10 protein-coding genes, 1 pseudogene and 1 riboswitch are annotated in these 12,442 nt (G+C 38.5%); of the genes and pseudogenes, 9 read left to right on the top strand and 2 right to left on the bottom strand.

All coding sequences use genetic code 11. From position 1 onward, the window contains the following. Window positions 1-35: 35 nt before the first annotated feature. The 8 genes from sufB to LZP85_RS17700 all read left to right on the top strand — a co-directional run bounded on the left by sufB (window position 36) and on the right by LZP85_RS17700 (window position 8,679). A complete protein-coding gene (sufB, locus tag LZP85_RS17735; RefSeq protein WP_025909431.1) occupies window positions 36-1,433 on the top strand; it encodes a Fe-S cluster assembly protein SufB in 1,398 nt (465 codons plus the stop codon). A gap of 102 nt (window positions 1,434-1,535) precedes the next feature. Continuing rightward, window positions 1,536-2,384: a DUF72 domain-containing protein gene (locus LZP85_RS17730; protein WP_119543955.1), complete on the top strand. Its 849-nt coding sequence runs from the start codon at window positions 1,536-1,538 to the stop codon at window positions 2,382-2,384. A 148-nt stretch (window positions 2,385-2,532) separates the two neighbouring features. Then, window positions 2,533-2,835, top strand: coding sequence for a YunC family protein (locus tag LZP85_RS17725; RefSeq protein WP_025909429.1), 303 nt, complete (start codon window positions 2,533-2,535; stop codon window positions 2,833-2,835). A gap of 115 nt (window positions 2,836-2,950) precedes the next feature. Further along, on the top strand, window positions 2,951-4,048 hold the full coding sequence (locus tag LZP85_RS17720) for an HD-GYP domain-containing protein (RefSeq protein ID WP_119543954.1): 1,098 nt from the start codon (window positions 2,951-2,953) through the stop codon (window positions 4,046-4,048). A gap of 69 nt (window positions 4,049-4,117) precedes the next feature. Next, window positions 4,118-4,873 (top strand): sporulation protein YunB, encoded by a 756-nt coding sequence (gene yunB / locus LZP85_RS17715; protein WP_078989126.1) that lies wholly within the window; start codon window positions 4,118-4,120, stop codon window positions 4,871-4,873. A 70-nt stretch (window positions 4,874-4,943) separates the two neighbouring features. Further along, window positions 4,944-5,132: riboswitch (Lysine riboswitch) on the top strand. Between the two features lie 124 nt (window positions 5,133-5,256). After that, window positions 5,257-6,837, top strand: coding sequence for a Na+/H+ antiporter NhaC family protein (locus LZP85_RS17710; RefSeq protein ID WP_119543953.1), 1,581 nt, complete (start codon window positions 5,257-5,259; stop codon window positions 6,835-6,837). 227 nt (window positions 6,838-7,064) lie between these two features. Next, a complete protein-coding gene (locus tag LZP85_RS17705; RefSeq protein ID WP_206782935.1) occupies window positions 7,065-8,579 on the top strand; it encodes a sodium-dependent transporter in 1,515 nt (504 codons plus the stop codon). Beyond that, entirely contained in the window at window positions 8,569-8,679 is a 111-nt protein-coding gene (locus tag LZP85_RS17700) for a methionine/alanine import family NSS transporter small subunit (RefSeq protein WP_076512338.1), read from the top strand. The genes LZP85_RS17705 and LZP85_RS17700 overlap by 11 nt, the downstream gene beginning before the upstream one ends. A gap of 69 nt (window positions 8,680-8,748) precedes the next feature. On the opposite strand, the gene LZP85_RS17695 is transcribed toward LZP85_RS17700, so the two are convergent. After that, window positions 8,749-9,726 (bottom strand): M23 family metallopeptidase, encoded by a 978-nt coding sequence (locus tag LZP85_RS17695; RefSeq protein ID WP_374955927.1) that lies wholly within the window; start codon window positions 9,724-9,726, stop codon window positions 8,749-8,751. A gap of 309 nt (window positions 9,727-10,035) precedes the next feature. On the opposite strand from LZP85_RS17695, the gene lipA reads away from it, so the two are divergent. After that, window positions 10,036-10,932: a lipoyl synthase gene (lipA, locus tag LZP85_RS17690; RefSeq protein ID WP_025909423.1), complete on the top strand. Its 897-nt coding sequence runs from the start codon at window positions 10,036-10,038 to the stop codon at window positions 10,930-10,932. Window positions 10,933-11,063: 131 nt separating this feature from the next. Here lipA and LZP85_RS17685 read toward each other — a convergent pair. Continuing rightward, window positions 11,064-12,436, bottom strand: a pseudogene (locus LZP85_RS17685) (IS1182 family transposase); the annotation flags it as partial. Window positions 12,437-12,442 lie beyond the last annotated feature (6 nt).

The raw sequence follows: 12,442 nt of genomic DNA, 5'->3' as shown, positions 1-12,442 counted from the left end.
CATTCCCAATCCTATCAAGTAGGGGGTAATAACAAATGGCAAAAAAGATGCCGGAAATCGGCGATTATAAATACGGGTTCTCGGATAAGGACGTTTCTATTTTCCGTTCTGAAAGAGGATTAACAAAAGAAATTGTAGAAGAAATTTCTCGCATGAAAGACGAGCCACAGTGGATGCTTGACTTCCGCTTAAAATCACTTGAGCATTTTTACAGCATGCCAATGCCACAGTGGGGCGGCGATATGTCTAGCCTGAACTTTGATGAAATTACGTACTACGTAAAGCCTTCAGAGAAGTCAGAGCGCTCTTGGGATGAGGTTCCTGAAGAGATTAAACAAACGTTTGATAAGCTTGGTATTCCAGAAGCGGAGCAAAAATACCTAGCTGGTGTATCTGCTCAGTACGAATCTGAAGTTGTATATCACAACATGAAAGAAGACCTTGAAGCACAAGGAATCGTATTTAAAGACACAGATACTGCATTAAAAGAAAACGAAGAGATTTTCCGTGAGCACTGGGCGAAAGTAATTCCGCCAACTGACAACAAATTTGCTGCGTTAAACTCAGCTGTTTGGTCTGGTGGTTCATTTATCTACGTCCCAAAAGGTATCAAAGTAGATACGCCACTTCAAGCATACTTCCGTATTAACTCTGAGAACATGGGTCAATTCGAACGTACGCTAATCATCGTAGATGAAGGTGCACACGTACACTACGTAGAAGGCTGTACAGCGCCGGTTTATACAACAAACTCTCTGCACAGTGCTGTTGTAGAAATCATCATTAAAAAAGACGCATACTGCCGTTATACAACGATTCAAAACTGGGCGAATAACGTATACAACCTAGTAACGAAGCGAGCTGTATGTGAAGCGAATGCAACAATGGAATGGGTTGATGGAAACATCGGTTCTAAATTAACAATGAAATACCCAGCTGTTATCCTAAAAGGTGAAGGCGCACGTGGTATGACATTATCCATTGCATTAGCTGGTAAAGGCCAACACCAAGATGCGGGTGCGAAAATGATTCACTTAGCACCAAATACGTCTTCTACAATCGTTTCGAAATCTATTTCGAAGCAAGGCGGTAAAGTAACGTACCGTGGTATCGTTCACTTTGGTCGCAAAGCTGAAGGTGCTCGTTCAAACATCGAGTGTGATACGTTAATTATGGATAATCAATCAACATCTGATACAATTCCATACAACGAAATTTACAACGATAACATCTCTTTAGAGCACGAAGCGAAAGTTTCAAAAGTATCTGAAGAGCAGTTATTCTATCTAATGAGCCGCGGTATTTCTGAAGAAGAAGCAACAGAAATGATCGTAATGGGCTTCATCGAACCATTTACAAAAGAACTTCCAATGGAGTATGCGGTAGAAATGAACCGTCTAATCAAGTTCGAAATGGAAGGTTCTATTGGGTAATAAATGATTTTTTTAAACTCGCTTGTATATACAAGCGAGTTTTTTTGATGAGTTTGTATTAAAATAATAGGTGCACAGTTTGATACATATTGGAGGGATTTTGTGATATACGTAGGCGTAACAGGGTGGGGAGATCATTCATCTTTATATGAAACGGGCGTGCCTGCGCGAGATAAGCTCGCTGTATACGCAGGTCACTTTCCAACAGTTGAAGTAGATGCATCTTTTTATGCTATTCAGCCTAAAACAACGGTCGAAAAGTGGGTAGCAGATACCCCCGATTCGTTTCAATTCGTTGTCAAAGCTTATCAGGGTATGACAGGGCATATGCGGAATGAAATACCGTTTGATAGCAAAGACGAGATGTTTGATGCATTTATGGATTCTGTGACTCCTTACGTAAAAGCGAATAAACTTGCAATGATTTTGTTCCAAATGCCGCCCTGGTTTAATTGTACGAAAGAAAATGTTAATTATTTGCGATACAGCCGTGAAAAATTCGGTGATTTACCCGTTACGTTAGAGTTTCGTAACCAGTCTTGGTTTACGCCACAGTGGCATGATAAGACACTTATGTTTATGGAAAAAGAGAAATGGATTCACGGCATTTGTGATGAGCCACAAGCAAGTGAAGGGTCTGTGCCGACCGTTTTACATCCTACGAGTGCTGAGAAAACGCTGATTCGATTTCATGGTCGAAACGTTCACGGTTGGAATAAAAGTGGAGACCCTAACTGGCGTAAAATTCGCTTTTTGTATCGTTATAATCACCAAGAATTACTTGAATGGAAGCATCGTATTGAAGAATTAAAGCAGCAGACGAAAGATATTTACATCGTTTTTAACAACAATTCAGGCGGAGACGCGGTTGATAATGCTAAGGAATTAATTCATTTGCTTGACATTCGGTATACCGATTTGGCACCTAAACAGTTAAATTTATTTGATTGACTGCTAAAACAGATTGATGAGCGCATACCGTCTTAAACAATTAAGTTAGAAACAAAGTATGTGCTTTCTTGTATAATTATAAAAAAACGCCCTAAAGCTCACTCTTTTTGAAAATCATCATACCTTGATTAAGAAAGGAGTGGGGAATTTGATTACATTAGAACCTGTTGTTATTAATGGTCATACGTTCAATGCGGTTACCGTACTGCTTCCAAAAACAACGCTTTTAACAGTCTCTTCCGATAAAGGATATATTATGTGTGGAGCATTAGACGTTGGCCTTTTAAATGAAAAGCTGGTCAGTAGACAAATCATTGCCGGAAGAGCAGTCGGCGTTCGAACAATTGAAGATCTTTTAAATGCACCTTTAGAGTCTGTTACTGTGGAAGCAGAAAGTTTAGGCATTCATCCAGGTATGATAGGGCGCGAAGCTTTATTAAAAATGGTATAGTTAGGAATAAAGTCCTTTATATTCAAATTTTGTCTAAAAAGATTCAATGGAGAGGTAGTAAATGCTCTACCTCTTTTATAGCGATTATAAAATAATAGATAGTTAGGGAGTTACTATGAAATTAGTTGCAATTCAATCATTGAGCCCAGGTGCATGTTTAGCAAAACCAATATTAGATGAAGCAGGAAACACGCTAATTAATACAGGCATACCTTTGACAGAGACTATTATTAATCGTTTACAGCAGCGAGGTGTTACGTTTGTATACATAGGTGATAAACGAACAAATGATATTGTTGTAAATTCTACTTCTACTATCCCATTTTCACTTCGGAAAAAGGCAATGGAATCAGTGGAAGATGTCTTTCACTCTCTTCAAAAAAAGCATGAAAAAACGCGTGTTGCACTTTTAGAACAATCGGTTCGTGAAGTACATAAGGTTGGCAATCAATTAGTAGATGAGATTATGAATAATAATGATGTATTGTCATTGTTAACGGATGTATATATATACGATAACTATGTATTTTCTCATTCTGTGAACGTGACGCTTTATGCCCTTTCACTCGGAAAAGAAATAGGATTAACTCAGCCTGTTCTAGAGAAGCTAGGTGCAGGAGCTATGCTACATGATGTAGGGAAAATGTTAATTCCCCAAGATATTCTAAACAAGCCCGGAAGATTAACGGATGAAGAATTTAAGTTAATGAAAAAGCATACCACATATGGGTACGAATTATTGCGAAGTACTCCTAATGTCTCTGCGCTCTCCGCCTCTTGCGCATATCAGCATCATGAAAGATTGGATGGATCAGGGTATCCATTAGGAATTAAAGAAGAGCGAATTCATTTATTTAGTAAAATTATCGCAATTGCGGATGTGTACGATGCCGTGACGTCAAATCGCGTGTATAGAAGCGCTCTTCTCCCTCACGAGGGGCTAGAGATTTTGTATGCGGGTGCGGGAAGTCAGTTTGATAAAGATATGATTAGCGCTTTCAGAAGGGCAATTGCTGTTTATCCTATTGGTCTTTTTGTAACGCTGAATGACCAAAGAAAAGGCATAGTAAGCAAGCAAAATAAAGGCCTAAGTGATCGACCTTACATTCTTATTCAAGAAGAAGGAGGCAGGGTTTTAGATAAACCTTATGAAATTGATTTAAAAGAAAGTCCTACATTAATAATTATCAGCAGCGATTTAAAACAAACATAGAAAACTTTTAGAAAATAGCGTTAGCCCTCCTTGTTTATGCATACATATAGCTTGTAAGGAGGGATTTTTTTGATTAGGGTTCGCCGAAGAGTATTGAAAAAGGGACCTATACCATTTCGCTATGTTGTACTACTAACAATTGTTTTTTTTCTGCTTTCTACTGGAGCAGGAATATGGTTAATTAATAGAGGAATTGAACCAACCTTAATGAAATATGCAGAAGCCCAGACTAAAGAGATTGCAACGCTTGTTATTAATAAGGCCGTTAATAAACAAGTGGTAGACCAACTTGATGTGAACGATATTATTAAGACGGAAAGTACGCCGGATGGGCAGGTAGCCAAGATTGATACGGCAGTCGTAAATCGTATTAGAGCTCAAACGACATCTTTAGTCCAGGCTAATTTACGAGAAGCTGAAAAAGGAAATTTAGAAGAATTAGAGATTCCAACGGATATTAATATTGAACCAGATGAAAAGCTCAGGCAGCGAGGAATTGTCTATCAAGTTCCATTAGGGCAAGCTACAAACAATGCCTTACTAGGAAATCTAGGACCTTTAATCCCGGTTAAATTTCATGCAATTGGTGATGTGCAATCAGACGTTGTACGGAAAATAGAGGAATACGGAATTAACGGTGCTTTTTTAGAAATTTCAATTGAAGTTCAGGTTAACGTTCAGGTGATTATTCCCTTTGCTACAAAACAGACAACCGTTCAAGCGACAGTGCCTGTAGGAATGGCGATGATTCCAGGGAGCGTACCGGATTATTTTAACGGTGGCACTAACTCAGCCTCTCCATCTATTGAACTAAAGAAGAAATAGCCGGTTGATAACTTTATACTTTACCGATATAATGTACTAGATATAATTATATACCATCACCTTATCAGATCGATGAGGTAGAGGATGCAAAAAGTATGAGTATACTATGTGAGGATGACAACTGTGATCATAGTAAAAAGGATTTTTTGCCGAAGGAAAGAAAAAGAGTCAGCTTTTCTTTTCTGGGGTTACCTTGAAAAAGGGTAACACTGTCATTATGAAAATACGCTTGTTTTCATGATGGAGGGCTACTGATCGTGATGGAGGATAACATAACATTACAAAGAGTAATGATAGTTATTTTCTATCATTGCTCTTTTTTGCGTTTTTTTCTTTATAAGTAGTCCTCCTAGATTTAAACAGGCTTATATTAGGAGGATATCATGGAAGGAACTATTTTTTCGTTATTACCACCATTGATTGCCATATTAATGGTTGTTTTAACACGTAAAGTACTGCTTTCCCTAGGAGTAGGGATTTTAGCAGGTGGATTAGTGTTAACGGAGTTTTCAGTTGGAGAAACGATTCAAAAGATTTGGGGAAGCTTTGCTACAATTTTCTACGCGGACGGCGCACTTAATACTTCAAATCTATTTATTTTGCTTTTCCTTTTAATTTTAGGTGTTATTACGGCTTTTATCTCAATCATCGGAGGAAGTCGTGCTTTTGGAGAATGGGCTTTACAACGTATTAAAACGCGTCGTGGAGCTCATCTATTAACAGCTGTGTTAGGAATTATTATCTTTATTGATGATTATTTTAATGCACTAGCTGTTGGACAAGTAAGTCGCCCGGTAACAGATCGACAGCGGGTATCAAGAGCGAAGCTTGCTTATTTAATTGATTCAACTTCAGCTCCGGTATGTGTGATTGCACCGTTCTCAAGTTGGGGTGCCTATATTATTACGGTTGTAGGTTCAATTCTAGCTGCACACGGGATGAGTAATGTGTCAGCATTTTCAGCATTTGTACAGATGATACCGATGAATTTTTATGTATTTACCGCATTAATTATGGTATTCGTGGTGAGTGTTTTTGATATTAACATTGGACCAATGAAAAAACACGAAGAGCGTGCGATTCGTACTGGAGAAGTAACGGACCCAGAAAAAGGTGCAGTACCAGGAGAGTTAAAAGAAGATTTACCAGTTAGTGAAAATGGTCGTGTATTCGATTTGATCTTACCAATTATTGTATTGATGATTGGGACAATTGGTGCGATGTTATGGACAGGCTATCAAGCAACTGAAGGTCAAGCTACAATCTTTACAATGTTTGAGAATACGAATGTACCTAATTCATTAATGATTGGTGGTTTATCAGGCCTTGTTGTAACGCTAGTATTATTTATCGCACGTACGAGACAATCGAATGAACTGTCTAATTCGGTGCTTGGTAAGGGCATAGTAGCAGGAATCAAATCGATGCTACCCGCTATTTATATTTTGCTGCTTGCTTGGATGATTGGAGATTTGATTGGTCAGTTGAAATCAGGAGAATTCTTAGCAGGAATTGTGGAGAGTTCTAATTTAAATATTGCCTTCTTACCAGTGGTACTATTTATTATTGCTGGCATCATGGCGTTTTCAACAGGGACATCGTGGGGAACGTTTGGTATTATGCTTCCAATTGCAGGTGACATTGTAGGAAACATTGAACCAGAATTATTATTACCAGCTCTTGCGGCTGTATTAGCTGGTTCAGTTTGCGGAGATCACTGTTCACCAATTTCTGATACAACAATCTTGTCATCAACTGGAGCAGGAAGTCATCATATTGATCACGTAATGACACAGCTTCCTTATGCAATTATTTCAGCTGTGATTAGCATCATTGGTTATATTGTACTTGGTTTAACAGAAAGTACAGCTGCAGGATTTGGAACAGTAATGGTTTTATTAGTGGTATTTGTCTTAGTAACTCGTAAAAAGGGGAACATAACAGAGACATCATTAGAAAAATAGAAGAATAAAGATAGAGCAGATGCGTTTCACAACGTCTGCTCTATTTTTAATTGTTTAATTATCAAAATTTTCTATAAAAAATATTTTGACATACTATAGCATAATAGCTATAATTCTTCGTAAGATAGTTCTAAAGACAGACTATGCTAAATTGTCAGAAAGTTTAAATAACTTTCTAGGTTATGACAGAGATAAAAGAAAAGAGAGAGTGTAAGGGGGAAACTATGATGGAAAATCGTCCTCAATGGGGTACGAGAGCAGGTTTTATCATGGCAGCAGCAGGTTCTGCAATTGGATTAGGAAATATTTGGAGGTTTCCGGCGACTGCCTATGAAAACGGTGGAGGTGCATTTTTCTTACCATACTTATTTGCGTTATTAACAGCAGGTATTCCAATCTTAATCATGGAGTTTGCAATTGGACATAAGTATAGAGGATCATCGCCATTATCGCTAGCGAGACTAAATAAAAAAGCAGAATGGCTAGGCTGGTGGCAAGTTGGTATTTCATTTATTATTGCAGTTTACTATGCAGCGATTATTGCATGGGCCATGTCTTACTTTATCTTTTCGCTAAAGCTAAGCTGGGGTCAAGATACTGAAGGGTTTTTATTCGGTGACTATTTGAAATTAGCTGAGGTTCCTGGTCAAACGGGAAGCATTGTACCAGGTGTCCTAATACCGCTTATTTTAGTTTGGGTAATAGCTTTAGGTGTCTTACTAAAAGGTATTAAAAAAGGAATTGAAGCAGCAAACAAAATTTTCTTACCAACATTAATTGTTTTATTCTTTATCATTGTGCTTCGCGCTATTACATTAGATGGTGCAATGGAAGGGTTGAATGCATTCTTTAAGCCAGACTGGAGCGCTATTGCAAATGGAAAAGTTTGGGTGGCAGCTTATGGTCAAATCTTCTTCAGTTTATCTGTTGGTTTTGCCATTATGATTACTTATTCTAGCTATTTACCAAAGAAATCAGATTTAACAAATAATGCTTTTATCACTGGCTTTGGTAACTCAGCATTTGAATTACTAGCCGGTATTGGTGTATTTAGTGCTTTAGGGTTTATGGCAATGCAGCAAGGTGTGAGCATTGATGAAGTAGTAGCAGGTGGAGTAGGATTAGCATTTGTTGTATTCCCTCAAATTATTAACGAGTTTCCCGCGTTTAATCAGCTGTTCGGATTACTTTTCTTTGGATCGTTAACATTAGCTGGTTTAACATCACTTATTTCCATTATTGAAACATTTGTAGCGGGGGTACAAGATAAATTTAACGTATCTCGTACGAAATCTGTCTTAATGGGTGGGGGCTTAGCTTCTATCATTTCATTATTATTTGCTACTCAAGGAGGGTTATACTTCCTAGATGTAATGGATTATTTTATCAATAACTTTGGTGTTGCTTTAGCCGGTTTAGTTGAAGTTATCTTAGTGGCTTGGGTATTCCGTGAACTAAACAATCTACAAAAACATGCAAACAGCGTATCTGACATTATGCTTGGTGCTTGGTGGAAAATTTGCTTAAGCGTAATCACACCAGTTGTTCTTGGATACATGATGTTTGATAATGTGAGAACTAATATTTCAGAAAATTACGAAGGTTATGCGACGAGTTTCATTGTTCCATTTGGTTGGGGAGTTGCAGGTTTGGTGATTGTTGTTGGGATTCTATTATCGTTTAAAAGTTGGAAGAAAGAATCATTATCTTCTGTGAAGGAGGATACAACGTATGGAAAGTAATTCAGTAATTATGATGATTGCAGGAATGATTATCATCTGGGGCGGTTTAGCTGCAAGTATTATTCATGCAGTGAAGAAATCAAAGGAAAGTAAAGCGTAAAAAAGAGTGCTTAGAACATTGTTCTAAGCACTCTTTTTATATTAAATAAACGTTTGTTTAAATCGTACATTACTTTTTCTTTTGACGATCAATTCTTTCCCATGACCGAAGCTGCGGATAAGGGTCAAAAGACCATTCGTTTCGACCGTTATCTTTGTACATACCGTAATGTAAATGAGGTGGAAATTTCCCAGATGTGCCTGGAGGCCCGTATCCTGAACTACCAACACCACCGATGACCATACCTGGTTCTACAATCTGTCCCGTTTTTAAATCTTTAGCAAATCCACTTAAATGTGCTAGGTAGTGATAATTATTATTCAGGTCTCGAATTCCAATACGCCAGCCACCATATTTATTCCAACCTTTTAGTTCGATTATACCATAGCAAGGAGACTTGACTGGAACGCCATAGTCAGCGAAAATATCAGTTCCTTCATGAATTCTTCTTCCGCCCCATCCACGAGCGTCACCCCAAGTGCTGCGATAGCTATAGTTTGATCGAATCGGCACTGGAAACGAGGTTCCTTTTAAGTCAATACGACCATAGGTCTTAAAGAGCTTGGCGTTTCCAAGGATAATATCAACCGCTTTAGCTCGATGATAATAACTCCATAGCGCAATTTTAATATAATCCTCGCTTGTTCCAAAAGTTTGAATATAATTAGCCATTGTAAAAAGCATGTCTTCATCATTTAACTGATCAGCTTTCCCATCGCCGTTTCCGTCTTTTCCTAAACCACCTAATAACGAAATGGTTGAGGGGTTTTGGTCATTAAGCTTTGGATTTAAAGAACCCGCCCATTTTTCTGGAGAGTAATAAATAGCAATTGCACCTTTTTCTCTTGGAATATCCTTATGAGAGCGACGGACGTTTCGTTCATATTGATCAATTCCAGCAAAGTAATACCAAGGTATTGATGACACAGCCTCCATCTGCTGATATAATTCCATGCGCTTCGTATTTAAAGCTGCTTCATCTTCGGCAGAAAGTGGCGCAGCCTGAGATGAAATCGTACATGAAAAGCATAGTGAAAAAAATAACAGAAAAAGCACATATTTTTTCAATGGGCTTCCTCCTTCCTAATTAAGGTATAGTATTAGTTTGTGAAACGATGAAAAATTTAATAAATAATAATTAATGGAAATAAAATGATGTTAAGGTTATATGAACAATAAATAAAGCGCTATCATTTGCGGTTATTAAGGGATAAAGAGTAGAGATAAATAAGTGCAGAGCGCTTGTCGAATCGCTCTTTTGTATGATAAAGTGACATGTAGTGTATTTTTTATTTGACAATTTAACAATCAGCATATAGGTTACAGACATTTTCTAGATTGATGGAGTTGATACTAATGGCAACAAAGGAAGAGTATGTCCGCAAACCCGAGTGGCTAAAAATTAAGCTAAACACAAACGAGAACTACACGGACTTAAAGAAAATGATGCGTGAAAAAAATCTGAATACGGTATGTGAAGAAGCAAAATGTCCTAATATTCATGAGTGTTGGGCAGTTCGTCGTACGGCTACCTTTATGATTTTAGGTCAAGTTTGTACACGTGCGTGTCGCTTCTGTGCTGTGAAAACAGGCTTACCAACAGAGTTAGATTTGGAAGAGCCAGAACGCGTAGCAGATTCAGTTCAGCTAATGAACTTAAAGCACGCTGTTATTACGGTAGTTGCGCGTGACGATCTAAAAGACGGTGGAGCAGGTGTACTAGCAGAGACAATTCGCGCTATTCGCCGTAAAAATCCATTTACGACAATCGAAGTATTACCTTCAGATATGGGTGGAGTAGAAGAGAACCTCCGCATGGTAATGGATGCTCGCCCTGATATTTTAAACCATAACATTGAAACAGTACGCGAATTAACGCCTCGTGTGCGTGCAAGAGCTACATACGAGCGTTCATTAGAATTTTTACGTCGTGCAAAAGAAATGCAGCCAGATATTCCTACAAAATCGAGCATTATGATTGGGCTTGGAGAAACAAAAGAGCAAATCATTGAAACGATGGATGACCTGCGAGCAAATAATGTAGATATCATGACAATCGGTCAATATTTACAGCCGACAAAGAAACATATTAAAGTTCAGAAGTACTATCACCCAAGTGAATTCGAAGAGCTTAGAGAAATTGCTTTAACTAAAGGATTTAGCCACGTTGAAGCTGGTCCACTTGTGCGTTCTTCTTATCATGCGGATGAACAAGTAAATGCTGCTTCAAAGCAAAAGCAAAATAACGGGTAATGAAAAAGGCGATGTTTCCATCGCCTTTTTTCAGATTGACGAGAAACCTGTAAGGTTCTCGTCAATCTGAGGCTCTTTTCATTTTTTATAGTGAAACAAGTAAACATTTCACAAACAAATCGTCGTTTTCCATAAAAATCGCCCATTACCTGACCTGTTTTGGTCAGGTAATGGGCGATTTTTTTCATGTTTTGACAAGCTGCCGTCAGATACGCCTGCATCTGGACAGACTTCAGCCCTCGATACCGGGCATATCGATACCCATTTAGCTCTTTTGCGTCGGCAAAGCTACGCTCAATCGTCGTGCAACGCATACGATAAAGTTGTTTACCTGCTTTTGTGCGCTTGTTTAGACGCGCTTGTTCTTTGAATCTCTCCCAAATGTGACGTGTCACCACGCGTTGTTTTTGGGAAGCGGAAAAACACCCGTCTCTCATTGGACAAACGGCACAATCACTTGGATTTGATTTGTATGTACGATCTCCTGTGCGACTGGTAGTCGCATACGATAAAATGCACCCCATTGGACAAGCGAATACATCTTTTTCCTGTACGTAGTGAAACAGACGTTTTGGCACGTCTTTGTTTGACGATCCAAAACGCCGATAGCCCATCACCATAAAAATCCCTTTTTCAGAAAGGCGTTTACAAATATGGCTTGTAAAATACCCGGCATCTAATGCAACAGCTTCAACAGAAAAGCGAAACTTTTTTATTTGTATGTCAAGGCGGTCAAGATAAGGAACAGAGTCAGCCACATTGCCAGCTGTAATACAGGTATCTGTAATAATATTATGTTTGACATCCACCGTTCGATGATCTAAATAATGAAAGCCATCTGGCTTTCCATCTCTCATCATAAAACCACTATCGGGATCCGTTGTACTGATGCGGGTTTGTTTTTGTAAGGCAACGCCTTCCTTTCGAGGACTTAGTTCTTTTTTCCGTTTTCAAGACGATCTTCGTTGACGGCTGCTTCTAACTCTTCCATATACGCTTGTCGGCGGGACTTCTTTGGTTGTTTTTCATATTTATGTTTATTCGCATTCGCTTTGATATGAGTCGAGTCTGTCATTAAAGCACGTCCACCAACCATGCGATGTTCTATCGCCTGGCGAACAATTTCATCAAAAATGTCTTCAAAAATCGTCGTATCTAAAAAGCGTGTTCGGCGATTAAAACTAATCGTCGAATGGTGAGGAACGGCATCCGTTAACGATAAGCCTAAGAACCATCGATACGCCACATTCGTTTGAATTTCTTTGGCAAGTTGACGTTCGGAACGAACGCCATAAAAGTAGCCAATAAACATCATTTTGAATAGCGTAATGGGATGAATGGAAGGACGTCCATTGTCTTCACAATAATAAGGAAGAAGCTTTTCTTCAATAAAGCTAAAATCAATTGTCGCTTCAATTGTACGCAAAAAGTGATTGGCAGGAACTAAATCTTCTACAGAAACCATCACTTGTTCATCTCGATGATTTTTAAGTGCACCCATCATGTTTCA

The sequence above is a fragment of the Priestia flexa genome (assembly GCF_021441905.1).
GTDB lineage: Bacteria > Bacillota > Bacilli > Bacillales > Bacillaceae_H > Priestia > Priestia flexa.
Note: the sequence above shows the minus strand (reverse complement) of the source record. Positions and strands in the feature narration are given on the sequence as shown.